Below are 25,405 nucleotides of genomic sequence, written 5' to 3'. Positions count from 1 at the left end.
TCAGAACCATCCTCCGCGCCGCCCGAGCCAGTCGGAGCGGCGCTTGCCCTGCGGGGCCTGTCCCGGCCGGTTGATCTGTCCCGCGGGATCGGTGTCGGTGGGAGCGGCCCCGAGCTGATCCTCGAGATCGCGCCATTTCGCCTCAGACCAGCGGTCCGCGCCCGCGATCCAGGCGGCGGCGCGGGCGTAGACCCGGCAGTCCAGCGCCTCGTTGCGTTCGCGCAACTTCTGCCACTCGAGCCGGGCGAAGCCGCGCTTCGTGCGCACCGTGACCAACTGCTCGGCCACGAACTGCTTGAGCCATTCGTTTTCGACCCAGTGCGGCAGATGCACCGTGCCCGGTGAGAACGCCGCCCCGTCGGCGCGCTCTTCGTCGGTCGGTCGCTCAAGTCGCAGGAAGCGATAGCTCTCGGCCTTGAAAGTCGAAACCGCCACGGTCCATAGTCGCGCGCCCCGACGCAGCCGCTTGCCACCTTCGGTCGCGTCCACATAGGTGGGTCCGGACACCGGGCTGGCGCGATTGAACCCTTCGACGCCTTTCACGGGGGCGACCTGCGCAAACCCTTGGGCCCGTGACCAGCTGTACACCGCCGGGGCTTCATAGCCGGTGTCGATGGCAAGCCGAGCGATTTTGAGATGCGCGCCACGCGCATGTGGCCAGGTCCGACCGAGCAATTCAGTCAGATCGCCCCAGGCCTCATGCCGGTCGGGCCCGCCCTCGATCACGATGTGATCGACCAGCCAGCTTTCCAGCCCGCGGCCCCAGGCCCAGACATCGACCTCGATCCGATCCTTCTGCACGTCAGCCCCGGCGGTCAGAAACAGCCCGCCCGCAGGGACGATGCCCGGTTTCCAGCGCTCGCGCCGGTCGTAGAGCCGCTGCCAGTCCGGTGCTTCGCCGGACTCGACCCATGTTTCGCCGAGGATCGTATTTCGGAACGCTTTGATTGCCTCGTCGGATCCTTGGGCCGCGTCCCATGCACGCACGATCCGCTCCCAACTCAGCCAGCCGATCGGCGAATAAAGCGCCGAGAGGTGATATCCGACCGTGGTCGGATCGGCAGCGGTGGCGGTCGCCCGCCATTCGCCTGCCTCCAGCATCGCCGTCTTGTGGTGTTCGGCGATGGGCTGTTCACAGCCCTCACAGTGATATTCAGCCGTCTCCGGGCGGCCTTTCTGCCAGCGAAGCCGCTCGAACTTCATCCATTGTTCCTGACCGCAATGCGGGCACGGCACGAAGAATCGCCGCTGGTCGCTTGCCTCGAATTCCCGCTCAATGCGCGATAGCCCCCGGATCGTCGGCGTCGAGACCAGGAACACCTTGCGCCGATGGGCGAAGGTCAGCGACCGGGCTTCGGCCAGCGTGACGGGATCACCTTCCTCGTCAGCCGAAGCCGGATAAGCGTCAACCTCATCGAGGAAGATGTAGCGAGCGGGCGTCGAGCGCAGCCCGACGGCCGAGTTCGCGCCCGTCATGATCAGGATGCCGCCCGCGAATTCCTTCGACAGCATGGTGTTGCCCGCATCGCGCGAGCGCGCCGGTTTGACCCGCTCCCGCAATTCCGGGCTCTCGTCGATCAGCGGGTCGATCCGCTGCCGCGAGTTGCGCTTGGCCAGTTCCACCGTCGGCTGGACCGCCAGCATCGGTCCCGGCGCCTGGTGGATCGCGAACCCGATCCAGTTGTTCCCCGCCTCGGTCGCGCCGACCTGTGCGGCCTTCATGAACACAACCCGCTGCGTGGGATCGCCGGGGCTCAGCCGGTCCATGATCTCGCGCATGTATGGCGTGCGAACCGTGCGATACCGCCCGGGTTCGGCCGAGGCGCGACCCGAGAGCATCCGGTGCCGATCGGCCCATTCTGAGACGGTCAGGTCCGGGTCGGGCCGCAGCCCGTTGCCCCAGGCGCGCAGGATCTCTCCCGCGCCGTCGAAGTCCGTCAGGCCATCGCCGCTCTCACCGGAAGTCGGGCCGGACCTCGGCGAGTTCGTGGAGGTGGGCGCGTACATGTTTCTCCAGGACCTTCTGCATCGCGGCTGGCTCCACGGTGATCTGCTGGCCCGTCGCGTCGCTGCACGAGGCCGAGAGTTCTGCCGCCATCAGCGCCGCCGCGCGCGCGGGCCAGTTCACCCACGCGTCCCGTTCCTCCCGCGCCAGGCGGAACACCAGCGCCAGCGCGCGGGCCCGCTCGATCAACTCCCCCTTCAGCTTCTGCAGCCGTACGCGCCGCTCCTGCGCCTTCAGCACCTCGTTCGCGGTCTTCGCCTGCAGAAAGGTCGTGCCGCTGCCGACCGCGGGGACCGCCAGACCCTGTTCGCGCAGCGTGTCGCCGACCGCGGCCACGGCCGCCTCGGGGACGGGCTTCATCTTCGGTGCGAGCGGCTTGCGGGTCTTGGACGGGTCCGTCGTCTCGGCACGCCTGGCGTCGCTGGCGGCCGCGTTGATGCTGCCGTCGGGATAGAGGACCAGCCGCTCGGCCGTCTTCGCCTTCTGGATCGCGCCCCGCGACAGCCCGACATGGGCGGCGTACTGGCGCTCGCTCATGCCCTGCATCGGCGGCTCCGATTATCATTCAAGATCATGCGCTTGTCGAGTTGATAAGCGCTGCGGAGAGAGCGAACGTCACTCCAGCGAAGCGATGCAACTCACCAAGGAGCCACCCCGATGACCCGCCGCCTGAACCCGATCACCACCCCGCGCTTTGAGGCCCGCGCCGAGAAGGCGCGCCGGAACAAGGGTGAGCCCGGTTCCGCCACTGGTTCGAGGAACCGGGCGAACGCACTCGCGGCCTTCATCGGCAAGAAGGCCGAGATCGACGAGATGCTCGCCCGCCTGCAGGCACTCAGCGACGACCATTTCAACTGCGCCCCCGACGAGGCGGGCTGGGCGATGGTCGGCACCCTCGAACACTACGCCAGCCTTCTGAAGCGCATCACCGACAGCGCCTTCGGCGAGGGCGAACACGCCCGCTGATCTCCGGCACTGCCGGAACTCCCGCCGCGCGCTCTGCGCGGCTCGGGGTCGTAGGAGGCGCCGCATGACGCGGGCCCGAAAACGGAGACGACCCCATGACCAAGCTTTCCGATACCCAAGCCATCATCCTCAGCTCTGCCGCACGGCGCGAGGACCGCATCGCCCTGCCGCTGCCCGAGAGCCTGCGCGGCGGGGCTGCCGCCAAGGTGGTCGGCGCGATGCTCGCCAAGGGCTTCCTGCAAGAGGTCGACGCCGACCTGCGCAAGGGCGAGCCCGTCTGGCGCGAAACCGGCGACGGCCACGGCGTCACGCTGGTCGCCACCGACGCAGGACTCGCCGCCATCGGCGTCGAGACCGAGGACGCGAACCCCGCGCCTGCGGGCGCGACGGACGCGCCGACAGAGTGGGCCGCGCCGGACGCTCCCACCGGATCCGAAGCCGCGCCCAAGGCGCGCACGCCGCGCGAGGGCACCAAGCAAGCCACGCTGATCGCCATGCTGCGCGCGCCCGGGGGAGCCACCCTCGACGAGATTGTGGCCGCCACGGGGTGGTTGTCGCACACAGCGAGGGGTGCGATGTCCGGCGCTCTGAAAAGGAAGCTGGGCCTGATGATCACCTCCGAAAAGGTCGATGGAAGGGGGCGCGTCTACACCATCCGTGATTGACGCTCTGCACCGAAACGAACATGTGCCGCCGCCCAACGCCGGGCGGCGGTTCTTCATTCCAGACCCCGCATGCGGATCGCCTCGAACAGCCGCCTCAGCAGGTAGCCGCGCACCAGCGAGACGCCGACGAAGGCGAGGCCGATGGTCAGATGCTCCGCGAGTCCCGTCTCGATCCCGAACCACGGGAACACGACGATCTGCGTGGCGATGGCCAAAACGTAGCCGACGACAACGTTTGCCGTGGCCTCGAGCATCGACATGGTCCGGCTCTGCTTCATCGCAGGCTCTCCATGAAAGCCATCACGAACTTCGCCGCGAGCGGCGGCACGATCGCATTGCCGTAGCCCCGCAGCAGCCCCATGCGGCCGGGTATCCCATCAGCCAGCGGGAATGTTCCGGGCTCAACGGGCCGCCAGCGGTCATCGCGGCAGAGGAGCCAATCCGGATCTCGCCAGACGCCGTCCGTCGCATTGGCCCCGGCAGGGTCGGCGCCATCGACCAGTCCACCAGCTTCACCGTCCTGCGGCTCGCATCGGTGTTGCCGGCCGCGTTGTAGCGCTCCGTCGCAGGCGAGCCCGCCATCGCCGTCGGCCAACCCGCCAGCCAGACCTGTCGGCCGAGCAGTGCATTGATCGGCACCGCCCGGCATTCCGATCCGTCCTTGTGATCCCGCGCCGAGGCCGTCGCCCATCCCGAGAGGGGCTGCTTCCAGGGCGACGGCGCCGAAGAACAGCCGCTGGCGGATGTGCGGCGCGCCGATGCCCGCAGCCGGCAGATCGGCCGCCGCGACGGCGTAAGATGCCGCTTCCAGCGCATCTGCCAGAGCGTCGAACCACGCCCAGCTAGCCGCGCCCTCAGTTGCTGCTCGAGCCGCGCCGCCAACCGGTCCGAGCACTGCCGCGCTGGCGACCTGCTCGCCGAAGACGAGCTCCGGGCGGCAGGCCGCGACGAGCCGCAGGAAGGTCGGGGCGAGATGGCGGTCATCGTCCTTTCCCTTGCGCTGCCCGGCCTGGCTGAATGGCTGGCAGGGCGGCGAACCGGTCCAGACGGACAGATCCTCCGCTACGCCTGCGAGTCGCAGCGCGTAAGGCCAGCCGCCGATTCCGGCGAAGAAATGACATTGCGCGAAGCCGCGCAGGTCGGCGGGCTCCACGTCCAAGATGGACCGCTCGTCCACCTCGCCATGGGGCAGCAGCCCGGCCGCGATCAGTTCCCGCAGCCATGCGCAGGCCGCGGGATCGGCATCGTTGTAGTAGACGGCCATCAGGCAGCGGCTTCGGCCTTGTCACCCAACCGCTCGGCCTTCACCTCGGCGAAGGTCCGTCCGTCGCCGTCGAGGATTGCCTCGCGGCCGGTCTCGGCCTGCCAGCGCTCGACGGCGACGTCGACATAGGCCGGGCTGATCTCCATCGCGAAGACGCGGCGGCCGTTGGCTTCGCCCGCCATGATCTGCGATCCGGAGCCCGAGAACGGCTCGTAGCAGAGGCCGCCCCGCGCCACATGCTGGCGCATCGGGATGCCGAATGCGTCCAGCGGTTTCGGCGTCGGATGGTCGGGCCGGTCGTCCTTGGCAAAGCTTGGCAGCGCCCATGTCGATGGCAGCGTTTCCTCGGCCACCTTCGGCGGACGGTTGGGGCGGCGCCAGCCCATGAAGCAGGGCTCGTGCTTCCACAGGTAATGCGAGCGGGTGAGCACCCCGCGGTCCTTCACCCAGATGATCTGCTGATGGACGAAGGCGCCCGCTTTTTCCCAGCAGGCTTCCAGCATCGCCTGGCGGCGCGAGGCGTGCCAGCAGTACCAGGCCGCATCGTCGGTGATGGCTTCCGCTACAGCCGCCGCGATGAAGCCGTCGTAGAGCTCCGCACCCTGCGAACTGTCGTCCCAGGTCGTGCCGTAGGACGCGGACCAGTCCTTGTTGCGGGTCGGATGGTTCGAGCCGTCGTAGTCGACGAGATACGGCGGATCGGTCGCGAACAGGATCGCGCGCTCGCCATTCATCATGCGGCGCACGTCGGCAGCGCTGGTGCTGTCGCCGCAGAGGAGGCGATGGTCGCCGAGGATCCAGAGATCGCCCGTGCGCGACGCCGGGTTGCGCGGCGGCTCGGGGATGGTCACCGGCGGCACGGAGCCCCCGGCGCCACCTTCTTCACCGTCGTCTTCCGCGACGTAGGCCAGCAGCTTGTCGAGTTCGCCGTCCGAGAAGCCGACCAGCGACAGGTCGAAATCCTCGGCCAAGAGGTCGTTCAGTTCGGCCGAGAGCAGCGCCTCGTCCCAGGTGCCGAGCTCCGTCAACTTGTTGTCCGCGATGCGGTAGGCCCGGCGTTGCGCCTCGGTCAGGTGCCCGAGCACGATCACCGGCGCCTCGGTCAGCCCGAGCTCCGTTGCGGCCAGAACGCGCCCGTGGCCCGCGATCAGTTCGCCGTCCTCGGCGACGAGGCATGGCACCGTCCAGCCGAACTCGGCCATGCTGGCGGCGATCTTCGCGACCTGGTCCGGCCCGTGCGCCTTCGCGTTCTTCGCGTAGGGCTGCAGGCGCGACAGCGGCCACGTCTGGATCGCGTCCGGGGCGAAGCTCAGCGTCATGGTGGGCAAGGTCCTCGGTCGGGTGGATGCCGGTGGCTTCCGGACTCCGGATGCCGCGCTGGACTCCACACGGGGTCCAGCGGCCACCAGCGGTGTCCAGGCGGAAGGCCAGCGTTCATTGGTGTTTGCGCGGGGCGCGCGTGGCTCCGGCTTCCGGGTGGCTTCCCAAAAATCCGGCCCTGTCGCTGGCGATGTCCCGCGCTTCGCCCGCCAGCATACGAATGTCGCCAGGAAGGAACCAAGCACTCAATGGGTTAGCCCATTGGACCCCGGCTGGACCCTTCACTGGACCCCGGAAGCCAGCGGCGCGGCGTCTGCCTGCGCGCTCCTCTCCCGAGCATATTGGTTTTCTAACGGCCTCGTCGAAATGTGTAAGGCCCTGCGATGTACACCCGAAAATTTCCTCAGAGGACGATTTTTCTTGACAGGCGATTGGCGTTTTCGATGACGAACTGCTGCGACCGACGGGGCGACGGCACGCGACCGTTCAGCCGCCAGGTGATCACGGCAAGGCCGTACTGCCAGCGCTTGGTCGCGGCCGTGCGCGACAGACCGAACTGCCAGCAGATCGGCTTCCACGCCATGCCGTCGGCGCGGGCCCAGACCAGGCGCCCATCCTCGGGCTCCAGCCAGCGCAGCCAGAGCATCGCTTCCTCGGCCTGCGTGATCTGACGCGGGCTGGGTCTCGGGCGACGCATCTGCGGCTCCTGACCGACCTTGTCGGCGAAGCTGTGGAAGTACTCGGGCCACGCGTTGAAGAAGCCCTGCGGCATCACGCCCGGCATCTGGCGCATGACGCCCGCCGCGAGCTCCAGCCGGTCCTGCACCTGTGCTGTGGTCCACTCACCCATGGCGCGCCTCCCGTTCCCGCTTGCCGTAGAGCCGCTCGCCGAGCTGGCGTACCAGCTCTCGTTCGGGCCAGGTCAGGCGGTCGTCGTCGATGGCGACGGCCAGCAGGCCCTGTTCCTTCCAGCCGTCGCGCTTGACCTCGTCGGGATTGCGGCGGTGACCGCCGTAGCCCTTGGGCGTGAACCGCATGCCGCTCATTGCACACCTCCCCGGGTCTCCAGCGCCCAGAGCAGGATCGCGATGGCGTCGGCCTCGTTGTCGTCGGCGGGCGAGAAGCCGCGCGCCCGGGCGGCGGCCATCATGGCGTCCTTGTTCGCGTTGCCCTTGCCGGTGGCGTGGCGTTTGATGGTGCCGACCGGTACGCCCTGATAGGCGACGCCCGCGGTCTCCGCCCATGACGTCAGCGTGGCCAGCAGCCCGCCATAGACATGCGCCGCGTCGGTGCCGACGTGCCTGCGCACTTCCTCGAAGTGGATGGCGGTGATGGGACCCGCGTCTTGGGCCAGCTGCTCGAGCCAGCCCCGGAACCGCAGGTAGCGCATGCCGCCGCCGTCATAGCGGCTCGGTCGGAAGGATACGGTGCCGCTGGTGATCAGACCGTCCGCAGCTTGCAAGGCCCACCCAGTCATGGTGCCGAGATCGAGGGCGAGAACGACAGGCACGCCGGGGAACGGGGTGCTCATGGGTGTCGGGGTTAAAGATGCGTGGGCCATGATGGGCTCCTTTCCGGGTTGCTGCTCGATGGGGTGGCGGGCGGGACATCCAGCCCGAGAAATTGCCCAGGGGTAGGTGGTGACCCTCCCGCGCCTGGCGGGGAGGTCACCTACCCCTTTAGGGGGGCGTTTTCCGAATTCTGAAAACTGCTCCAAGGCATTGATCCGAAACAGAACTTCCAGAATCCGGAGCAGAATTCGGAAAGGCCTTTCCGGATTCTGGAAAGCACCTTCCAAGTCACTGAAATCAAATTGGAAAAGCCAGAATCCAGAATTCGCGCGGGGAGCAGAATTCGCGGATTCTGGCCAGAATCCGGGGCTGCGGAGCCAGAATTCGCGGCGGGGAACGGCGTGAGTTTTCATGCTTCGTCCTCCTCCTGATAGACCCAGACGGAGGGGTTCTCGACGGGCAGGACGGCCCCGGTCTGCGGGCATTTGTAGTGGCTGGGCAGCGCCGGGATCAGCTCCGGCTTGACCTCGCCCGTGTCGGGATCGACGGTCTCGCCGCCCGTGCCGAGCAGCATTCCCTCGACGCAGAGATAGCCGTATTTGCTCCGCTCCGCGGCCAGGCCGATGCGCGTGGCGGCGGGGCCGCGGATGAACTTGACCTTGCCCTTGGTGGCGAGAACGCTGAGCCGGTCGTGGACGATGGTCCGCCCGCCGAGCCCCCCGGTATTCTCGAAGGCTTCGGAGAACTGCGCCAATGTGTAGAGCTTGCCGCGCCGCGCCTCCTCGTAGAGCAGACCGAGGATGACGTCGTGCTTGCGCATGCGCTCGGCGTCATGCTTTGCGCCCACCTCGGCGCGCACGAGGCGCTCGTTCATCGGGTTGATCTCGACCCATTGGCCGCGCACCTTGTCGATCAGCTTCGAAGGCAGCGCGGGGCCGTTGCGCAGTTCGATCTCCAGCTTGCGCTCTGACGCGTCCTCGTCGGGGCGGTGCAGGATGAGGCCGGAGGTGTAGAAGCCCCGCAGCGCGCTGGCGCCCGAAAGCGCCAGGAACGGATCCTCCTTCACCTGATGCTTGCTCAGCTTCTTGGTGTGGTGGATCAGGATGATCCCGCAGTCGGGGTTCACGTGGTCGCGAAGCACCTCGACCCGGTCCTTGAGAAAGAACATCATCGCGGCGTTGTCGTTCTCGCCACCGCCGTCAGGTCCGCCGTCGAACAGGTTGCGGATCGGGTCGATGCACAGGATGTCGACAGGCTCGGCCGGGAACGCCTGCTGGATCGCCTGCGCGACCAGCGCGCTGCCACCCTCATCGAGCAGCAGTTTCAGCTTCGGCGTGACGACAAGGTTTTCGCGGGCGGCGCCCATCACCTCGGGCGGCAGGCCGATCTGCTGCATGCGCTCGCGCAGATAATGGTACTGGATCTCGGCCTGCAGATAGAACACGCGCAGCGGCCGTGGCGGCGTGAAGCCAAGGAACGGCACACCGGCAGCCATGTGCACCAGCCAGCTGATGACGAGATCGCTCTTGCCGACCTTGGGCGCGCCGCCCAGCACCAGCATGCCGCCCGGGGTCAGGACGCGCGGGCCGATGATGTCGTCGGGCATCGGCGTTCCGTCGTCCAGCAGCGCCCCCAGGGTGAAGGTGGCGATCTCCCTTGCCGCCGGAGCGCCGTCGTTCCGAATGAGCGGCGGGCCGTTCCTCGCGATGTGCAGCAACCAGAGCCGCTCGTATTCGACCCAGAGACGGTCTTCCGGCCAGCTCGGCCGGATCATCGCCGCGTTGTATTCGCCGATCGCGCGCCAGGCTTCCTCCCGGCTCATCCGCCCCTCATGCGCCATGCGGACATAGTGTCCGATGGCCATGCTGACGCCTTCGAACCGCGTCCAGGCATCCTGGCCGCCCTCGCGGACCGGCGTGGTCAGGGCTGCGTCCACGCCGGGTTTCTCGCGCGGCTCGGCCGTCGCCATGCCGACGCCGGGCATGGGCGGCATCTCGCTCGCGCGCTCGAGCATGTCGGCCAGATCGAACTCGAGATCGCTGGCTTCACGGATCAGGACGAGCCGTTCCTGTCCGCCCTTGTGATATACCGTGCCGGGCACGCGGATCGGCTGGTGCGCCGAGCGGAAATGCATGTCGCCGCCGACCTTGAGCGCGATATCGCCCCGCAACTGGCAAAGCCGCGCGAGATCGGCGCCTTCGGCAGGCTCGGTCAGCTTCCACCAGACATGGAGCTTGGTCGCGCCATCGGCTGTGCGTCCGCCGCTCTCGACGATCAGCGTCGGTCGCCCGAGGTGGTGGACGAGGTGATCGAGCTTGGCAGCGATGTCGCCCGCGTCCAGATCGACCACGACGCTCTGCATCTGCAGGACATCGGCGGCACGCGCCTGTCCGGTTTCCGCCACCGTGCCGGGAATGACATAGACCGCCGCTCCCTCGCGCGCGCCCCAGGCGGCGAAGGTGGCGAGCTTGTCGGGCGCCGCGCCGTTCGCGTCGATCCAGATGTTGTGAGGCCGACCGTCCTTGCCCTGACCCTTGTCCACGAAGCCACGGACAGGGATCAGTCCCTCGGAATAGCCGAAGACCACGTCGACGAAGCGCGCGATCTGCGCGGGATCCGGTTCCACGGCGAAGGGATCGGGCAGCGGTGCCGCGTCGTTGAAATCCCGCCATGGATTGAAGTGGATGATCTTGTCGTCGCTCATACCGCCAACCCCCAGCACCGCTCGGCATGGGCGCAGAACCGGCATTCGAAGAAGTCGCGGCTGGCGGCGATGCGGGGCAGCAGCTCGCCGGCGTCGGTGGCTTGCAGGATCCGCACCGCGCGGTCGGACATGCGCTGCGCCAGATCGGCATCGAAGGCGACCTGCTCGTGATGCAGTTCGGCCGTGTCCTTGTTCATCGCCGTGAACAGTGCCGGGGCTGAAGAAATGCCCGGCACCGAGGGCTCCATGTAGGCCTGGTAGATCGCGATCTGTGCGGCATAGACGGGCTTGGAGACGGCGACCCCGTCCTTGACGCAGGCCCGCCAGTTCCTGGCGTTCATCGTCTTGCATTCCCAGAGCGCCGGGGTGCGGAGACCGAGCGCGGCCGGTGCCGCCGCGATGACCCCGTCGACATGGCCACGGATGCGGCCGCCCGCGACAGAGAAGCCGAACTGTTCGCCATCGGGGCGGTTGCCCTTGCGGGTGTAGAGGTCCAGCCCGGCCGCCCGCAGCCAGCGGATCGCCAGATCCTCGAGCTGGTGACCGATCTCGAAGATCCGCAGAGTCTGCCCGCCGAAGTCCGAGCCCTCGTCCTTGGGCGCGCCTGCGAACTCGAACTGCAACGCGCGTTCGCAGGCATGTCCCAGACGGGACGCGCCGAGATAGGTCCGGGGCGGCGTGGCCTCCCGCTCGGCGATCAGCGCGGCGTCGACCAGCGCGTTGATCCGCTCGGCCATGGAGGGGCGCGGGTTGAAATCCAGCATCAGAACGGCACCTCGCTCCTGGCGGCGATGCGCGCCATCTCGGCGCCGTAACCTTCCAGAACCTCCTCGATCAGCGCAGTGACCTCTGTCGCATCCAGATCCCGCAGCCGCTTGTCCCAGCCGATCTCGTCCATGGTCGTGCCGAGCCGCTTCATCACCATCGCTATGGCGAGGCGTTCTTCATCAGTGGTTCCCTGCATGGTCAGTCCTTTCCGGTGTCGGGCCGCGAAGAACGCCTGGCAGTGCATCGAGCAGAACCAGCGGTATTCGCGGGGGCGGGGTTTGTTGGGGTTGAAGAAACCGAAGCCGCGCGCGGGGCGCAGACAGACGGCGCAAGGCTTGAGGCGCGGGTGCCAGAGCCGAATACGCTCCGGGCAATCCGCAGGCGCTGCGGGCGGGGGTGCGATTTGCGCGACATGGCTCACGCGGCCCTCCCGATGTCCGGGCTGGCGCGGCCCACAAGTTGGCGAATCTCGCGCTTGTTGAAGCCGAAGGTCATCAGAGCGGAGGCGCGGTACCGCGTCAGACCGAAGTCATGGCGGCATTCGGGTGGCAGATACTGCAGCTGCTTTTCGGTGGCGGCCTGTGTCAGCCAGCCCTTCGACTTGAATGCGCTCTCATCGGTCTCGTGGGTGTTCAGCCAGTCATCCGCCTGCGCCAGGCAGACCGGGCGTTCGCCCACCCCCAGCAAACGCGGCGTCTGGCCCTTGCCGCCGCCAACAGCGTGCCAGCGACCATCGAGGAAAAAGATGCCACCCCAGGCACTGAACCCGTTGGCCATCAGCGCCGCATCGTCGCCGAAGAGATCGACCCACGCGAAGCTGGACCGCTTCAGCAGGTCGATCTCGGTCATCATGAAGCCCGAGAGCGGCGTGGCGCCGCCGCCTTCGCCCGCATCCAGATCCTCGCGCGGGAACGCCTCACCGCAGAGCGGGCACTCGGTGGCGGCGAGCGGGATCTCCGCCTCGCAGGCCGGACAGGTCTTGGTCGGCGCCTCGCCGGTCTCGGTCTTGCCGTCGAGATCGACATCCTGCTCCAGCGTGCCGTGGATCAGGCTCGAGGTGCCGAAATCCAGCACGACGCAGTCGGTCTTGACGATGCCGGGATGTTCCTCGGGATCGACGGTGCGCAAGCCGCGTCCGACCATCTGGATCATCGTGGACTTGTAGGAACTCGGCCGCAGCAGCACGACGCAGGAAGTGGGCGGATGGTCCCAGCCCTCGGTCAGCACCGCCACGTTGACGATGACGCGGATGTCGCCCGCCGCGTAGTCGGCGAGGATCGCCTTGCGGGTCTCGGCCGCCAGATCGCCGTGGATCAGCGCGGCGGAAACGCCCGCCGCCCTGAAGGCGTCGGTCACATGCTCTGCGTGGGCGACGGTGGAGCAGAACACCACGGTCTGCCGGTCGCCTGCCTTCTCCTTCCAGTGCCGGATCACCTCGTCGGTGACGGGGGCGCGGTCCATGATGCCCGCCACCTCCGCCATGTCGAAATCCGACATCGTCTTGCGGACCGAGCGCAACTCGTCCTGCACGCCCACGTCGATGACGAAGGTGCGCGGCGGCACGAGGTGGCCCGAGGCGATCAGCTCGCCCAGCCGAACCTGGTCGGCGACATTGTCGAAGACCTCGCGCAGGCCCTTCCTGTCGCCCCGGTTCGGCGTGGCCGTGACCCCGAAGATGCGGGCGTCGGGATTGGCCTCCCGCACGCGGTCGATGATGCGGCGGTAGCTGTCGGCGACGGCATGGTGCGCCTCGTCGACGACCAGCAGGTCGAGGCGCGGCATGTCGGCGAGGTTCGAGGCCCGCGCCAGCGTCGGCACCATGGCGAAGGCGACCTGGCCGCCCCAGGACTTCTCCGTGGCGTCGATCACCGAGGTGGCGACGCCCGGCACCACGCGGTGGAACTTGGCGCGGTTCTGCGCCGTCAACTCGTCGCGATGGGCCAGCACGCAGGCCTTGGCCCCCGTATTCTTTGACATGGCACCGATCATCTCGCCGGTGACCGCCGAGAGCATGATGGTCTTGCCCGCACCGGTGGGCGCCACGCCCAGCGTGTTGCCGCGGGAAGCGAGCGCAGCCACGCTGCGCTCGACGAAGGTCTTCTGGCGAGGGCGCAGGCGCATGGCCGGTCTCCCCTTACTGCGCCCAGCTCGGCCGACCGGCGAACCCGGGGGCGGACGAGGGCTGGCTGGGCTGATGTGCCGCTGCCGCAGGGGTGGTCTGCTGCGGGGCATGTCCGGCTGCACCCTGTCCGCCGAACTGCAGCGCCGCAGTCCCCATGACCTGCGCGTAATCGCGATGATCTGGCGTGACCGCGCTGCGGATCTCGTTCTTGTCGTCGCCGCTGGCGTCGGTGCCGATGTCGATGCGGGCGATGAACTCGATCCCGTCGAGATCGGCGAAACCGCCGATCCGCCGCGCCGCCTGCGCCTCGGCCGACATGTCCTTGTCGGAAATCCCGCGCGCCGAGTTCAGCATGCCGCGCACGAGGCTGCGGCCCATGTTCGCCCAGTCGGGCCCCTTCGGGCTGTAGAGCCCGATCAGGGTGAAGATCTTGCGCCGGGCATACTGACCCTCGGTCACCGTGAACTCGCCGTTCAGATAGACCGCGCCGGTCGAGCCGCGCGTGGCATAGCCGCCGGTCCAGCCCTGCGAGGCATCGTCGAAGCCGCCGGGCCGGATGGTCAGGCGCACCTTGGCCAGCGTGCCCTTCGGGATCAGGTTGGTGTTGCTCTGCGCGTCGTTGAAATCGTTCCAGGAACCCATGGGGAACCTCCTTTTTTTGATCAGGATTGCGGTTGGGATTGGGCGTCAGCCGCCGGATCGGCGGGTGGCGGGGTGTAGGTCAGGCGCTTGGGCGCTGGCGCGACAGGGGCGCGGATCTTCGTCATCAGGCGGCCGAGGTGAGGCTCCTCGACCTGATCCAGACGGCCGGAGCGGTCCTTGGCCGGAAAGCCCCAAGGGTTGATCGTGTGACAGACGAAGGCGCGATAGGGATCGCCGTCGGCCTTCAGCTCCGCCATGGTGATCACCTCGTCGACGATCCCTGGCAGCTCCAACCCGGTCTTCGAGCCGTCGATCTGCGGCTGGAACACCTTGCGATTGAAGTCGTCGAGCTTCTCGTCGAGGATCCCGACGAACCAGACGTTCTTGGCCCGCGTGTGCTGGAGATGCGTGAGCCAGCCGATCATCTCGCGGCCGTGCAGCCCGTAGGCCCCACGCACGTCCGGCTTGCCGGTCTTCTCCGACAGCGCCTCGGGCTGGCCCTTGCACCAGCCGAAGCACAGCCGCCCGGCGACGGTGATCGAGTCCACGAAGATCGTGTCGTAGCGGTCGAGCGCGGCCGGATCGCCGAAGCGGTCGCAGACCGCCTTGTAATGCGCGGGGCTGTAGGGCTGCTCGTCGCGCAACGCCGGGTTGGGCCCGCCGATGAACACCGCGAAATCCCGGCATTCCGTCCAGGTTCGCGGCCGAATGCTGTCGCCCGCCCAGCCCTCGATGGCGAGATCGCCCGCCTCGAGATCCATGAACAGGGTCGTCGACGCGTTCAGGGTCCAGAGCAGCGAGGTCTTCCCGATGCCGGATTTGCCGAAGATGCAGCCCTTGATCCCGCGTGGCTCGGACAGCCGCTGGTCGGCGCTGATGATCGGGAGGCTCATTGATCGCCTCCCTGCGGGACGATCTCGATCTTCAGCGTGCCGGGCCGGACGGTGCGCGCGGGCTCGAAACCGGCGCGGATGGCATCGGGCCAGGCGGCGTATTTGCGCTCGGGCACCTTGAAGGCGATGTCGACATACTGCGCGGGATCGTCCCCGGCGGTGCGGATGCGCTCGACCATGGCCGCGAGACGATCCTGATCCCAATCGACCCGTTTCGGCAGGTCGGCGACGACGGTGAAATCGCCGTCGTCGAAGCGGATCGTACCCGTGTCCTTGCCCGCGGCCTGCCGTTCCTCGGCGGCGCGGGTGGCGTAACGGACCGTCAGCGCGCCATCGAGGCGGGCCTTCGCGGCCTTGTCGCGCTTGATGCGCTCATCGACTTCGCGCTGCAGGATGGCCAGCAACTCGACGGGCAGCTGGGCGATGTCCTTCAAGCCGAGGCCCGGCAGGTCGTCGACGGTGGGGGTGTTCGCGGGGAACGGCATGTAAGGGTCTCCATGATCGGCAAAAAGGGATTGGAAGGCGGTCATCACGCGGCCTCTCGCTCGGCGAGCAGAAGCGCGGACAGCGAGACCGCCGCGGCCTTCGGTTTGGGGCGGGCGACGGCGATGTAGGCGAACTGGTCGGGGCCCGTGCGCTCCTGCACCAGGTGCACGAGGCCCTGTTCGGCGGCCCAGAAGGCGCGCGACCCGAGCCGTGCCAGTTCCGCGCGCGGCTGATCCGGCAACCGGGCGAACATCGGGAAGATGTCGAGAACCAGAAAGCCGCGATGGTATTCGAGCCGGTCGCCCGGCACGGCCTGCGCCACCCAGGCGCAGAACTCGATCTCGGTGAGCGGTCGGCGGGCGCGGACCGTGATGAAGGGGGTGGTGCCCATGAAGATGATCTCCTCCTTTCGCCTCTACTCAGGCCGCCGCGAGATCGTCCCAGGCGGGACCGAGACCGTGGACGGTGAGGACGTGGCGGAGATCGGCGAGGCGGCGGTAGAGCGCGGAGCGGCTGCCAAAGCCCTCGGCCGCGAGCGCGGTGACGGGGCGATGCGCCAACGCCGCGCAGAACCGGCGATCCTCGGCCGGAAGCCGCGCGAGAGCTGCCTGCAGGGTGTGGTGCAGTTCGGTGACGGCCGCGGCGCAGCAGGTCTGGCCGTGCCAAGCGGCAAGCCCGTCGTCCTCGGTCAGCGTGTCGCCGACCGGCTCGCGGGTTCCGGCCAGCGGCACCTCGAGCGAGAGCAGCGACCCACCCTGCGCACGGCGCTGGCGGTGGTGACGCATCGCGATCCGCGAGGATTGGTTGCGCAGGACGATGTTGGCGAAGGCGCCAATGCTGCCACGCGACGGATCGTAGGCGGGCAAGCGGCGCAGCAGATCGACCAGAAGGTCCTGGCCCAGATCCTCGCGCTCGCAGAGCGGCAGGCTCAGCTTGCGCCGGAGGCGTTGCGCCGCCGCATCGGCCTCGCGGATGATGGTTTCAATGTCGTCGGGGGAGAGTTCGATCTGCATCGCTGTGCGCCTCGGTCATCGTTTCTGATGAGCTCAAGGTGCCGGATGCGGTTGGCGCGCAGGTGGGAACGAGGTGGGAAAAGGGTGGGGGTTTGGTGGGTCCAGAAGTTTCAAGGTTGGCGCTGAGCCCATCGGAGGCAATGGACCGCAGCTCAGGAACAGGGGGGCCTCCGCCGGCGCGGCGAAGCGAAGCGACGCTATCCATCCCGATGCGGCGATACACTGTATCGCGTTCCAGACCCGTCAATGTTCGACCGATTGTGGGCGACCGTGGCAGATGCTGCGCGGGAGCAACGAGCAGACCTTGTCCTTTCTCCCGGCGATAAATCACTTGGACTGCAATCTGTCTTCCTCGTATGCTTTGGCTTGGCGAGTTCGGTCCAAACCATCGTGATCGTTGTTCTTTTGCGCAATCGAACTGGATTATAGCGTGATCGTTTCTCTAAACTCATTTCTGATCTGACCCTAAAACGGGTTACTGAAGCAAACTGCAAAGGGCAGCGGCGACCGTGGGATTTGTTCGAAATTTGTCTTTGAGGGTGCCTTGGCATGATCGGATTTGGGACGGGCACGTCTGTGACGATCCACGTGCAAACAGCGCTTGTCTGGCACTGAAGCTCGTTGCGGAAAACCGAAACGATGATCTTGAGGATTTGCTGAGTGGCCAAGCTTTTGAGGGCCTGAGCCCTGAGCAAACACCCCCTTGTCTGCGCAGCAGCGCCGGTTTTCTCAGCCGGCAACCACATACATTCGAAAGCGTGATGGCGTATTCGCGCTGGAGCAAGGATCACAAGCATATCTTGCCGCAAACGGTGCATCTGCCGGCGTGGGGAGCTCTGGCCATTCCTTATCGCTGGATGCTTAAGGAGAGCGGGTTCGAGATTGCCGCCGAACTCGGTTTAGAGGCTTGCCGGGAACGAGAGCCAGAGGCACCGGGCTGGCTCGCCGACACGAGCTGGATCCAAAGCTTCGACAACCAGGAGATGCTGCTCAATGCCTTCGCCGCCCCCTTGGTCGAAAATGAAAGCCTTGTGCTCTTCTACGCGACACGCACACCGCTTTGCGATGACGAACGGCGTGTGCTGCTTGGTGCAGCGATCCTGGGCACGAAGCATCAAGTGCGCGAATATAACTACGCGCAAGGCAGTGGTTCGGGGCTACGTGCGATGGTTTGGGAGCGCCCATTTCAGCATTCCCTGAGGCCCGCGCAGGAAGGTGGCGGGTTTACGAGCGGGTTCGTCATGCCCTATCACGCGATCCTCAGGGAATGTGAAAAGCGATCCGAGCTTGATCCGGCAGCCTATGTTGCCTTTGCCCCGGATGATGCGAGGGCTCAGTTCTCTTATGGCAGCGAGCATGTGAGCCATGGCAGTGCCGCGGCGGCGCTGCTCGCTGCACGCGCGGCGCTCGAAAATATCGCGCAAGTTCTGGAAGGCCCGTGGCAGCGATATATCAGTTGGATCGATGAGAGGCTCGGGCGGCTTTGGAAGATGCAGGGGCCAGCTCCGGGATTGGGAGTCGCGCTCTCAGCCCTGCACCCCGGCTTTAACGGGACACTCTTCGCTATCGCGCTGGCAGACGAACTCGAGGAGAATGTCGATCCTTGGCCGGTGATCGACGCGATTTTCACAGGCAAGCGCTTTGCGCCGGCGGGATCGCCACCAGTCACTGGTATGCTTCAAAAACGCTGGGCGAAACTTTCACGACAGCCAGCGGAGCTCGACCGCCTGAAGGTGCTCGCAAGGCTCGAATTGACTAAGATGCAGGCGCAGCGCGCCTTCCACGTCAACGCTGTCGATACACTCGCCAATCCGTTTGTTCTGTTCGAGCAGGATCGTTTGGCCGCCGACCCGATCGCTTTCGGCACGATCGATCGCGGTCTGTATCCGGGGAAGGAGGTGGCGACTGCTCATCAGCTGCCTTCATCGTGCGCTCCGGGCTTGGCCGAATACGACAACGAATTTCGCTTGCGTGCGGCCTGCGTCGAGACGCTTGAACGAAGCGCAACGCAGGGCCACACGATACTCCCGATTGAAAAGCTCGTCGAAGCAGCCGCCGATCTCGGGACCGTGCATCCGGTCCCACTTGACGCGGATACGGTAGATATATGTAGCGGCGACTTCGCCCCAACCGTGATTGTTGACGACGAAGGTGGCAAGTTAACCGTTCAGTTGGATCGTTACGTGTCGAGCGCTAAGCTCATCGGCCGTGCGGTTGCTGATCGTTTGAAAGCAACTGACGCTGCGGGTGCCGTCGACTGGCGAGCTCTGGTTGATGGGAAATTCGGGGCCTTTCCGGAAGGCAACAAGGATGAAGACCGTGCGCGCAATGAAAAGGCCGCGGCGCTCACACGTCTTGCCGGGAGTAGGATCGGTGTTCTAATTGGCCCTGCCGGCACCGGAAAAACGAGCGTTCTGCAGCTTCTTTTGGAGCGGAACGAAATCGTTGGGCCCCGGGTGAGGCTCCTCGCGCCAACCGGAAAAGCGCGAGTCCGGCTGGGCCAGGAGACGGGTTGCCGTGATCAGGTGCAGACCGTAGCGCAGTTTCTGCTCGGCGCTCGCTACGACGCTGACACTGGACGCTATTTCACGAATCCGCTCGCACCTAAAATCGAAGCCACTACATGCATCGTCGATGAGTCTTCGATGCTTACAGAGGATATGCTTGCGGCGATTATCGAGGCTCTTCCGCAGACCTGCAGGCTGATATTGGTAGGTGACCCCTACCAGCTTCCACCGATCGGCGCCGGTTGCCCTTTTGTCGATATCATCGAGCATTTGAAGCGCGATCACGAGGGGAAGGGCGTCGGCGAACTGAGCACACCGCGTCGGCAGACACTCGGTGCGAACGGCGGGCAAACTGAACAACCATCCGCACTTTCACGTGCCGATGTGCAGCTCGCCGCAATCTTTTCCGGCCGGGAGTTGCCGCCCGGCGAAGACGAAATCGTCGTAAATGCGATCAGCGGCACTGACGATGATACCGTCAAATATCGGCAGTGGGAGAACGCCACCGATCTTGGCAATTTGGTCGAGGAGGTCCTCGCGCAGGAGTTGGCGTGCGCCCCCGAAGAGCTTGCAGATGCACTCGAACAATCACTTGGGGCCGTTCGCGCCGACAGGGGCTATCTGAACTTTGAGCGCGGCTGCGCCGATTCCGCGGAGGCCTGGCAGATACTGAGTGTTAACCGCAACACGCCCGGTGGATCGGTTTTCCTCAATCGCCGCTTCAAAGAGCGCCTGCGCGGCGGGCGTTTGGCGCAGGCGGTCGATTCAAACCGTGTGCCGGGCTACCAGGAATGGATGCGTTTCGTAAAGCCGCGCGGGCCCGAGCAAATCGTCTACGGCGACAAAGTCATTTGCGTGCGCAACCATCACCGCCAGCCGTGGGTCTACGATACAAAGGCGAACGGCGAAAAGGAATACATCGCCAACGGCGAAATCGGGATTGTGACTGGCCAGCGTCAGTGGGGACGGAAGAACCCCCAGTTTACGCATGTGGAATTGGCAGGACGCGCTGATCGCAATTTCAGCTTCAAGCGCAGAGACTTCTCCGAGGACGGCAACCCATATCTGGAACTCGCTTATGCTATCACTGTCCACAAGGCGCAGGGCAGTGAATTCGGCAGCGTCATTCTGGTGCTGCCTGCACGTAGCCGCCTCGTTTCGCGCGAGATGATTTATACGGCCCTGACGCGGCAGAAAAAGCGGATCTGGATTTTGCACCAAGGCCCGTTCGACAAGTTCTTGTCCCTACGACAGTATGCATTTTCTGATATCGCGTCGCGCTTTACTAATCTGCTCCGTACGCCGAAACCGCAGGAAGTGCATCTGAGCGCTGAGATTCCGAGAGCTTTGGCTGGCGCGCAGCGCACATTCCTCGAGGAGAGGCTTATTCACCGTACTTTGCGCGGCGAGATGGTCAGTTCCAAGAACGAGCTGGCGATCGCCAACATCCTGTACACTTTCGAGCGCGCGGGCCGACTGAACTATCAGATTGAACCGCTGCTGCCGTTTAATGACGGCCGCGGCCGCTGGGCAGACTTCTTGATCGAGGCCGGCGGCAACAGCTGGTACTGGGAGCATTGCGGCATGATGGCGGATGAACAGTATCGCAAACGTTGGCACCGCAAGAAAATGCTCTACGCTGCAAATGGTTACGACGAGCGCTCGGCAAGCAACCCAGCGGGAAGGTTGATCATAACGGACGATGGGCCGGGTAAAGGACTCGACTCACAGGTGATCGAAGCTCTCATCAGGGAGCTAGTTGCGAGCTAGGGAAGCCCCGCGAACAGGTGAAAATTCCGCACATTTGCCTTCAGTTGGGGGCGGTGGTTTATCAATCGACATCAATCCGCGATGATTGAACACCCAAGCGATAGCCCCGGTTGCGCACCGTCTCGATCAGGGACTTGCTCTCGGCATCGGTGAACCCGGCAGCCTTGAACGCGTCGCGCAGCTCGCGGATCAGATCCTTGGCCTCGCGCGCCGTCGTGCCTTCGACATGGGATCCGGAGGCAACCTGATCGCGCGACATCGCTTTTTCCAGCAGGCGTTCGAACACGGGGAAAATCTGACGCGACAGAATGACGGAGCGACCGCCCCAATGAACCTCCGCCGTCGCTCTCCGAACTCGAAGCTCGGGCGCCAGCGGAACCGGCGCCAGAGCCGCGACATCGATTGCGACGCCGAGGCCATCCGATGCGGGCATCAGCACCGCGAGTGTTTCGACCAGATGAAAGCCCGCATCCTGGTGTCGCCGGCCAATCTCCGCGGGCAACTGCGGCGCGAGAATCGTGACGTCCGAGCCCTGCGCCGCTTGGCGCAACGATGCGGCAATGCCGTCGCCGGTCAGGGCCGCGGGCTCCAATGCAAGAAACACCGTCCGACTCGATGGCGTGTCGCCCAGCCGCCAGACCTTTTCCGCGGCGAGCTTCGGGGCTGTGCTGAACCCTGCCGCGGTGCCGATCACGGATGCCAGCGCCCCGCCGCTGATGCGGAACACGCGCAAATCGTCCTCGGTGAGATCGACGTCGTGTCGGCGGTCGAGCGGGCACTCAGCACGATATCCATCGCCCGCTTTCCGGATCGGCCGACAGGGGAGCCCGCATTCGCAGGCATCGCAGACCTCCCAATCGGCCAGCGGCGCCTGTTCGACGAGGACACGTTTCGCCAGCAGCCGGTCGAAGACCGGACCGAAGAAGGGCACGGCAAGCTCTGCGGGTAGGATTGCGTCGTCGCCAGCCTCACTCAGCCGCGTCAACAACCTCAAAATCGTCTCGGTCATTCATCAGTCCGTTCCGTTCGATCAGCTTCATCACCCGCGCCTCATGTTGGGTGCGGCGGAACTGCACGACGCCCGGGGGGCGCAGCTTGACCGTGACCTGTGGCTGGCGCTTGCCGTCGCCCTTGAACAGGATTCGGAACACGAGCTCGCCCAGGCGCCAGGCGTCGCCGAACGTGACCGGCGTGCTGCCGAAATGCTGGAGCGCGTCACCGCCCAGATCCCGCGACCGCAGCGTACGCACCACCCGGGGATACCCTTTCTTGCCGGGCGCCATCAGGTCGGCCGCCGCCTCGATGATCAGTACCTTGTCGATCAGCGGATTGTAGGCGGCATCAAAGGCGAAGCTCGGTCCGGCCAGTTCGACCGGACGCAGGGTATAGAGGTCCTGCGCATCGTCGCCGTCGAAGAAGCCGGGTCTGTCGAGGATGATCGAGGCGAAGAGTTCCGCGATCTCGGGCTGATGCGCCTTCCGGATGCGGGCCAGCCGCAGCATGCCAGTGTTCTCGGAGTATCGCAGCACGGCGTGGGAAATCTGGCGCACGCTGATGACCCGTTCGACCTGGCCCTCGACGACCGGCATGGTCGAGACCATGGATCCGTGGCTGACCACGAGGTTGATCTCATCATCGTCGTCGTAGTCGCCCACCCGGCAGTAGTCCCCGAGAAACGCGTCACGGAAGAGCGCGGCAACGGCCGTCCGGAATGCTTCGACCTTCTCCTCTGTCAGATCGATCGCGACGCCACGTTCCCGCCCGGCATATTCATGCAGGCGGTCGGCGGTGAGCATCGCCATGTGGTCGGCGGCCGCGTCGAACAGGTCGGGATGCTCCAGAAAGACCCGGACGGCGATGTGCTTGGGATCATGCGCCTTGTTCGGTGCGTCCTCGTCGCCGGTCTTCATGTCGGGGAACAGATCGACGCCCTGACGGGCAGCCTGCGCCTGGATGATCTCGAGGCCGCGGGCATCGCCCAGTTCCGCGATGCGGTGCAGATCGCCGCGCAGCCCCTCGGGATAGCTGTCCTCGGCGCCGGTCAGCAGTTTCTCCAGCGCCTCGCGGGCGGCATCCTCCTCCTGGTCCAGCAGGTCGACGGAGAAGCCCTTGTACTTGCCCGCATGTCGCGCCAGCAGCGGCTTCATCAGGGCGAGATCAATGGTCTTGATGAACCGGGGGTTCACGAACTTCTTCAAATTGCCGGCCACGACGAATCCCCTTTCCTGCAAAACCAGTGTTCTTGATACGTTCTTTCGCGTGATTCATCAACCTGTGCGGGATCGGCTGGGACGCTTTCCGACATCGACGAGTAGAGGCCAGAGGAGACGACCACTCCGAGGCCCGCATGAAACGCCCCAATCCGCTCCCACCCGACCAGATGACGCCCGCAGAACGCCGCGCCGAGCTGTGCGGCCTGCTGGCGCTCGGGCTGGTTCGGTTGCGGATGCGGGAGACGGGCGAAGTATCTGACGATACTGGAGAACGTTGCCTACACTATCCGCCCGACCAATGCCGTCATGCAACTCCAACGCACCGGAGAAATGCATGAACAAGCTCGATCCCATCCCCGCCCGCCTGGCCGCACTGAAGACCACCGCGACGCCTGACCTGAAAAAGCAGTGGCGCGATCTGTTCGACAGCGAACCGCCGCCGTTCAACCGGCGCTACCTCGAAAGCCGCATCGCCTATCGCATCCAGGAACTGGCCTATGGCGGGCTGAAGCCCGAGACAATCCGGCGGCTGGAACGGCTTGGCGAGGAACTGGACGGCGGGGACAAGAGGAAGCGCGGCATGCGCCTCGACCGCGACCGCCCGATCATCGGCACACGGCTAGTGCGAGAATGGCAGGGCGTCGAGCAGATCGTCACCGTCACCGCCGACGGCTTCGAATGGCAGGGTCGGCCCTACAAGTCGCTGTCTGCCATCGCGCGCGCGATCACCGGCACGCGCTGGAACGGGTGGGTCTTCTTCGGCCTCAAGAATCACCGGAGGGGCGCATGAGCAGGCCGCCAGAGAAGGCAAAGGTGGTCCGCAAGCTGCGCTGCGCGGTCTACACGCGCAAGAGCAGCGAAGAAGGGTTGGAGCAGGAGTTCAACAGCCTCCACGCTCAACGCGAGGCCTGCGAGGCCTACATCGCCAGCCAGCGCTCCGAGGGTTGGGTGCTGGTCCGCGATCAGTATGACGACGGCGGTATCTCCGGCGGAACCCTGGAACGCCCCGGCCTGAAGCGGCTGCTAGAGGACATCGAGGACGGGCTGGTCGACGTGGTCGTCGTCTACAAGATCGACCGCCTCAGCCGCTCGCTGGCCGACTTCGCCAAGCTGGTCGAGGTGTTCGACCGGAACGGCGTGACTTTCGTCTCGGTCACGCAGTCGTTCAACACGACCACGTCCATGGGTCGGCTGACGCTGAACATCCTGCTCAGCTTCGCCCAGTTCGAACGCGAGGTGACCGCCGAGCGCATCCGCGACAAGGTCGCCGCCAGCCGCAAGAAGGGAATGTGGATGGGCGGGGTGCCGCCCTATGGCTATCGCGCCCTGAACCGGAAGCTGGTGGTCGACGAAGAAGCCGCCACGCATGTGCGCTGGATCTTCGCCCGGTTCCTCGAGATCGGATCCTGCACGGAACTGGCGCGAGACGTCGGCGCACGCGGCATCCGGACACCGCGCGGCAACCGGATCGACAAGAAATACATCTACCGCATGCTCAGCAACCGCGCGTACATCGGCGAGGCAGTGCACAAGGGCGACAGCTATCCCGGCGAGCACGACGCCATCATCGATCCCGAGATTTGGGACCGCGTCCACGCCATCCTGCAGGAGAGCCCCCGCAAGCGCGCCGCGCGCACCCGCGCCGACACGCCCGCGCTGCTGAAGGGGCTGCTGTTCGGGCCCGATGGCGCCGCGTTCTCACCGACGCACACCCGTAAGGGCGACAGGCTGTACCGCTACTATGTCAGTCAGACCGTGCTGAAGCACGGTGCTGGTTCGTGTCCGGTCGGCCGCGTGCCTGCGGGCGAGATCGAGGGCGCCGTCATAGACCAGCTCCGCGCCGTGTTCCGCCAGCCGGAGATTGTTGTGGAGACCTGGAAGGCGGCGCGTGCCTACGCCGAAGACATCTCCGAGGCCGACGCACGCGCGGCCTTGCACCAACTCGACCCGCTTTGGGAGGAACTTTTCCCCGCCGAACAGGCACGCATCGTGACGCTGCTGGTCGACCGCGTGGACATCGGCACGGATGGGCTCAACGTCCGGCTCCGCGTAGACGGACTCAGCAGCCTCGCTCGCGAGATGCTGGCCGGCGGCATCGGGGAAGCGGCGTGACCCGCGGGTCCACGATCCCCGAGATCGTGACACTGCACGTCCCATTCCGCGTGGTGAAGCGTGGGGGGCGTAAGGAGATGCAGCTCCCTGAGGGCACCGCGCAACCGCGGAAGCCCGACAACTCACTGATCAAGGCGATGGCCCGAGCGTTCCGCTGGAAGCGGTTGCTCGAGTCCGGCGAGTTCACCACCGTCGCCGAACTGGCTGAGCGGGAGGGTATTGGGTCATCATACGTGACACGTGTCCTCCGACTCACGATGATCGCGCCCGACATCGTCGAGACGATCCTGGACGGTAATCAGGTGCCGGAGGTGACGCTGGCGCGGGTACTTGAGCCATTTCCGACGGATTGGGAACAACAGTGTTCAATATGGATGCTAAATGATCGTCATGCGGTTAATAAATGAAATGCCATAATTCAACTTGCATCCTGACACCCACATT

At 65.8% G+C, this 25,405-nt stretch carries 25 protein-coding genes; 6 read left to right on the top strand and 19 right to left on the bottom strand.

Annotated features, from left to right (window positions below; genetic code table 11):
* Both QMZ16_RS09495 and QMZ16_RS09490 read right to left on the bottom strand, forming a co-directional pair.
* Window positions 1–2,007: a phage terminase large subunit family protein gene (locus tag QMZ16_RS09495; RefSeq protein ID WP_282603060.1), complete on the bottom strand. Its 2,007-nt coding sequence runs from the start codon at window positions 2,005–2,007 to the stop codon at window positions 1–3.
* Window positions 1,955–2,551 carry a hypothetical protein gene (locus QMZ16_RS09490; RefSeq protein WP_090734995.1) on the bottom strand — a complete coding sequence of 199 codons (597 nt, stop codon included), beginning with the start codon at window positions 2,549–2,551 and terminating at the stop codon, window positions 1,955–1,957. The genes QMZ16_RS09495 and QMZ16_RS09490 overlap by 53 nt, the downstream gene beginning before the upstream one ends.
* Before the next feature lie 111 nt (window positions 2,552–2,662).
* Here QMZ16_RS09490 and QMZ16_RS09485 point away from each other — a divergent pair, with 111 nt between their 5' ends.
* Together QMZ16_RS09485 and QMZ16_RS09480 are read left to right on the top strand one after the other, a co-directional pair.
* Window positions 2,663–2,971, top strand: a complete 309-nt coding sequence (locus QMZ16_RS09485) for a hypothetical protein (RefSeq protein ID WP_282603059.1) — start codon at window positions 2,663–2,665, stop codon at window positions 2,969–2,971.
* A gap of 95 nt (window positions 2,972–3,066) precedes the next feature.
* Window positions 3,067–3,636 (top strand): DUF3489 domain-containing protein, encoded by a 570-nt coding sequence (locus tag QMZ16_RS09480; RefSeq protein WP_282603058.1) that lies wholly within the window; start codon window positions 3,067–3,069, stop codon window positions 3,634–3,636.
* A 53-nt stretch (window positions 3,637–3,689) separates the two neighbouring features.
* Here QMZ16_RS09480 and QMZ16_RS09475 read toward each other — a convergent pair whose 3' ends face one another.
* The 15 genes from QMZ16_RS09475 to QMZ16_RS09405 all read right to left on the bottom strand — a co-directional run bounded on the left by QMZ16_RS09475 (window position 3,690) and on the right by QMZ16_RS09405 (window position 16,359).
* The gene (locus QMZ16_RS09475) at window positions 3,690–3,914 is read right to left on the bottom strand and encodes a hypothetical protein (RefSeq protein ID WP_282603057.1); all 225 of its coding nucleotides are present in this window, start codon (window positions 3,912–3,914) and stop codon (window positions 3,690–3,692) included.
* A complete protein-coding gene (locus tag QMZ16_RS09470) occupies window positions 3,911–4,900 on the bottom strand; it encodes a DNA cytosine methyltransferase (RefSeq protein WP_282603056.1) in 990 nt (329 codons plus the stop codon). The genes QMZ16_RS09475 and QMZ16_RS09470 overlap by 4 nt, the downstream gene beginning before the upstream one ends.
* Window positions 4,900–6,219 (bottom strand): ParB N-terminal domain-containing protein, encoded by a 1,320-nt coding sequence (locus QMZ16_RS09465; RefSeq protein WP_282603055.1) that lies wholly within the window; start codon window positions 6,217–6,219, stop codon window positions 4,900–4,902. Before QMZ16_RS09465 ends, QMZ16_RS09470 begins: the two co-directional genes overlap by 1 nt.
* 404 nt (window positions 6,220–6,623) lie before the next feature.
* Complete coding sequence (locus QMZ16_RS09460) at window positions 6,624–7,070, bottom strand: DUF6362 family protein (protein ID WP_023851473.1); 447 nt, start codon at window positions 7,068–7,070, stop codon at window positions 6,624–6,626.
* The gene (locus QMZ16_RS09455) at window positions 7,063–7,257 is read right to left on the bottom strand and encodes a hypothetical protein (protein WP_039616164.1); all 195 of its coding nucleotides are present in this window, start codon (window positions 7,255–7,257) and stop codon (window positions 7,063–7,065) included. Before QMZ16_RS09455 ends, QMZ16_RS09460 begins: the two co-directional genes overlap by 8 nt.
* A gap of 5 nt (window positions 7,258–7,262) precedes the next feature.
* Window positions 7,263–7,781, bottom strand: coding sequence for a hypothetical protein (locus QMZ16_RS09450; protein WP_282603054.1), 519 nt, complete (start codon window positions 7,779–7,781; stop codon window positions 7,263–7,265).
* A gap of 359 nt (window positions 7,782–8,140) precedes the next feature.
* Entirely contained in the window at window positions 8,141–10,435 is a 2,295-nt protein-coding gene (locus QMZ16_RS09445; protein ID WP_282603053.1) for an AAA family ATPase, read from the bottom strand.
* The gene (locus tag QMZ16_RS09440) at window positions 10,432–11,199 is read right to left on the bottom strand and encodes a hypothetical protein (protein WP_282603052.1); all 768 of its coding nucleotides are present in this window, start codon (window positions 11,197–11,199) and stop codon (window positions 10,432–10,434) included. Before QMZ16_RS09440 ends, QMZ16_RS09445 begins: the two co-directional genes overlap by 4 nt.
* On the bottom strand, window positions 11,199–11,624 hold the full coding sequence (locus QMZ16_RS09435; protein WP_282603051.1) for a DUF6511 domain-containing protein: 426 nt from the start codon (window positions 11,622–11,624) through the stop codon (window positions 11,199–11,201). Before QMZ16_RS09435 ends, QMZ16_RS09440 begins: the two co-directional genes overlap by 1 nt.
* Complete coding sequence (locus tag QMZ16_RS09430; RefSeq protein ID WP_282603050.1) at window positions 11,621–13,324, bottom strand: DEAD/DEAH box helicase; 1,704 nt, start codon at window positions 13,322–13,324, stop codon at window positions 11,621–11,623. Before QMZ16_RS09430 ends, QMZ16_RS09435 begins: the two co-directional genes overlap by 4 nt.
* A gap of 13 nt (window positions 13,325–13,337) precedes the next feature.
* Window positions 13,338–13,967 (bottom strand): hypothetical protein, encoded by a 630-nt coding sequence (locus QMZ16_RS09425; protein WP_282603049.1) that lies wholly within the window; start codon window positions 13,965–13,967, stop codon window positions 13,338–13,340.
* Between the two features lie 20 nt (window positions 13,968–13,987).
* On the bottom strand, window positions 13,988–14,860 hold the full coding sequence (locus QMZ16_RS09420) for an ATP-binding protein (protein WP_282603048.1): 873 nt from the start codon (window positions 14,858–14,860) through the stop codon (window positions 13,988–13,990).
* A complete protein-coding gene (locus QMZ16_RS09415; RefSeq protein ID WP_282603047.1) occupies window positions 14,857–15,390 on the bottom strand; it encodes a hypothetical protein in 534 nt (177 codons plus the stop codon). The genes QMZ16_RS09420 and QMZ16_RS09415 overlap by 4 nt, the downstream gene beginning before the upstream one ends.
* Window positions 15,390–15,737, bottom strand: coding sequence for a hypothetical protein (locus QMZ16_RS09410; protein ID WP_282603046.1), 348 nt, complete (start codon window positions 15,735–15,737; stop codon window positions 15,390–15,392). Before QMZ16_RS09410 ends, QMZ16_RS09415 begins: the two co-directional genes overlap by 1 nt.
* Window positions 15,738–15,765: 28 nt before the next feature.
* On the bottom strand, window positions 15,766–16,359 hold the full coding sequence (locus QMZ16_RS09405; protein ID WP_282603045.1) for a sigma factor: 594 nt from the start codon (window positions 16,357–16,359) through the stop codon (window positions 15,766–15,768).
* Between the two features lie 761 nt (window positions 16,360–17,120).
* Here QMZ16_RS09405 and QMZ16_RS09400 point away from each other — a divergent pair.
* Window positions 17,121–20,636 (top strand): AAA family ATPase, encoded by a 3,516-nt coding sequence (locus QMZ16_RS09400; protein WP_282603044.1) that lies wholly within the window; start codon window positions 17,121–17,123, stop codon window positions 20,634–20,636.
* Between the two features lie 61 nt (window positions 20,637–20,697).
* On the opposite strand, the gene QMZ16_RS09395 is transcribed toward QMZ16_RS09400, so the two are convergent.
* Together QMZ16_RS09395 and QMZ16_RS09390 are read right to left on the bottom strand one after the other, a co-directional pair.
* Window positions 20,698–21,645: a hypothetical protein gene (locus QMZ16_RS09395; protein WP_282603043.1), complete on the bottom strand. Its 948-nt coding sequence runs from the start codon at window positions 21,643–21,645 to the stop codon at window positions 20,698–20,700.
* Entirely contained in the window at window positions 21,605–22,846 is a 1,242-nt protein-coding gene (locus tag QMZ16_RS09390; RefSeq protein ID WP_282603042.1) for a hypothetical protein, read from the bottom strand. Before QMZ16_RS09390 ends, QMZ16_RS09395 begins: the two co-directional genes overlap by 41 nt.
* 337 nt (window positions 22,847–23,183) lie before the next feature.
* Here QMZ16_RS09390 and QMZ16_RS09385 point away from each other — a divergent pair, with 337 nt between their 5' ends.
* Genes QMZ16_RS09385 through QMZ16_RS09375 form a run of 3 tightly spaced genes read left to right on the top strand, consistent with a single transcriptional unit; the run spans window position 23,184 to window position 25,368 of the window.
* A complete protein-coding gene (locus QMZ16_RS09385; protein ID WP_282603041.1) occupies window positions 23,184–23,639 on the top strand; it encodes a DUF2924 domain-containing protein in 456 nt (151 codons plus the stop codon).
* Entirely contained in the window at window positions 23,636–24,961 is a 1,326-nt protein-coding gene (locus tag QMZ16_RS09380; RefSeq protein WP_282603040.1) for a recombinase family protein, read from the top strand. The genes QMZ16_RS09385 and QMZ16_RS09380 overlap by 4 nt, the downstream gene beginning before the upstream one ends.
* Complete coding sequence (locus tag QMZ16_RS09375; protein WP_282603039.1) at window positions 24,958–25,368, top strand: hypothetical protein; 411 nt, start codon at window positions 24,958–24,960, stop codon at window positions 25,366–25,368. Before QMZ16_RS09380 ends, QMZ16_RS09375 begins: the two co-directional genes overlap by 4 nt.
* The last annotated feature ends 37 nt before the right edge of the window (window positions 25,369–25,405 follow it).

The organism is Paracoccus sp. PARArs4 (genome assembly GCF_947311865.1).
Classification (GTDB): domain Bacteria; phylum Pseudomonadota; class Alphaproteobacteria; order Rhodobacterales; family Rhodobacteraceae; genus Paracoccus; species Paracoccus zeaxanthinifaciens.
The sequence above is the reverse complement of the archived record's forward strand: the minus strand, read 5'-3'. Positions and strand labels throughout refer to the sequence as shown.

What these genes read in the sequence shown, in the direction of transcription:
- QMZ16_RS09495 (WP_282603060.1), bottom strand. Translation starts at nt 2,007, where the DNA reads ATGTACGCGCCCACCTCCACGAACTCGCCGAGGTCCGGCCCGACTTCC.
- QMZ16_RS09490 (WP_090734995.1), bottom strand. Translation starts at nt 2,551, where the DNA reads ATGCAGGGCATGAGCGAGCGCCAGTACGCCGCCCATGTCGGGCTGTCG.
- QMZ16_RS09485 (WP_282603059.1), top strand. Translation starts at nt 2,663, where the DNA reads ATGACCCGCCGCCTGAACCCGATCACCACCCCGCGCTTTGAGGCCCGC.
- QMZ16_RS09480 (WP_282603058.1), top strand. Translation starts at nt 3,067, where the DNA reads ATGACCAAGCTTTCCGATACCCAAGCCATCATCCTCAGCTCTGCCGCA.
- QMZ16_RS09475 (WP_282603057.1), bottom strand. Translation starts at nt 3,914, where the DNA reads ATGAAGCAGAGCCGGACCATGTCGATGCTCGAGGCCACGGCAAACGTT.
- QMZ16_RS09470 (WP_282603056.1), bottom strand. Translation starts at nt 4,900, where the DNA reads ATGGCCGTCTACTACAACGATGCCGATCCCGCGGCCTGCGCATGGCTG.
- QMZ16_RS09465 (WP_282603055.1), bottom strand. Translation starts at nt 6,219, where the DNA reads ATGACGCTGAGCTTCGCCCCGGACGCGATCCAGACGTGGCCGCTGTCG.
- QMZ16_RS09460 (WP_023851473.1), bottom strand. Translation starts at nt 7,070, where the DNA reads ATGGGTGAGTGGACCACAGCACAGGTGCAGGACCGGCTGGAGCTCGCG.
- QMZ16_RS09455 (WP_039616164.1), bottom strand. Translation starts at nt 7,257, where the DNA reads ATGCGGTTCACGCCCAAGGGCTACGGCGGTCACCGCCGCAATCCCGAC.
- QMZ16_RS09450 (WP_282603054.1), bottom strand. Translation starts at nt 7,781, where the DNA reads ATGGCCCACGCATCTTTAACCCCGACACCCATGAGCACCCCGTTCCCC.
- QMZ16_RS09445 (WP_282603053.1), bottom strand. Translation starts at nt 10,435, where the DNA reads ATGAGCGACGACAAGATCATCCACTTCAATCCATGGCGGGATTTCAAC.
- QMZ16_RS09440 (WP_282603052.1), bottom strand. Translation starts at nt 11,199, where the DNA reads ATGCTGGATTTCAACCCGCGCCCCTCCATGGCCGAGCGGATCAACGCG.
- QMZ16_RS09430 (WP_282603050.1), bottom strand. Translation starts at nt 13,324, where the DNA reads ATGCGCCTGCGCCCTCGCCAGAAGACCTTCGTCGAGCGCAGCGTGGCT.
- QMZ16_RS09425 (WP_282603049.1), bottom strand. Translation starts at nt 13,967, where the DNA reads ATGGGTTCCTGGAACGATTTCAACGACGCGCAGAGCAACACCAACCTG.
- QMZ16_RS09420 (WP_282603048.1), bottom strand. Translation starts at nt 14,860, where the DNA reads ATGAGCCTCCCGATCATCAGCGCCGACCAGCGGCTGTCCGAGCCACGC.
- QMZ16_RS09415 (WP_282603047.1), bottom strand. Translation starts at nt 15,390, where the DNA reads ATGACCGCCTTCCAATCCCTTTTTGCCGATCATGGAGACCCTTACATG.
- QMZ16_RS09410 (WP_282603046.1), bottom strand. Translation starts at nt 15,737, where the DNA reads ATGGGCACCACCCCCTTCATCACGGTCCGCGCCCGCCGACCGCTCACC.
- QMZ16_RS09405 (WP_282603045.1), bottom strand. Translation starts at nt 16,359, where the DNA reads ATGCAGATCGAACTCTCCCCCGACGACATTGAAACCATCATCCGCGAG.
- QMZ16_RS09400 (WP_282603044.1), top strand. Translation starts at nt 17,121, where the DNA reads ATGGCGTATTCGCGCTGGAGCAAGGATCACAAGCATATCTTGCCGCAA.
- QMZ16_RS09395 (WP_282603043.1), bottom strand. Translation starts at nt 21,645, where the DNA reads ATGACCGAGACGATTTTGAGGTTGTTGACGCGGCTGAGTGAGGCTGGC.
- QMZ16_RS09385 (WP_282603041.1), top strand. Translation starts at nt 23,184, where the DNA reads ATGAACAAGCTCGATCCCATCCCCGCCCGCCTGGCCGCACTGAAGACC.
- QMZ16_RS09380 (WP_282603040.1), top strand. Translation starts at nt 23,636, where the DNA reads ATGAGCAGGCCGCCAGAGAAGGCAAAGGTGGTCCGCAAGCTGCGCTGC.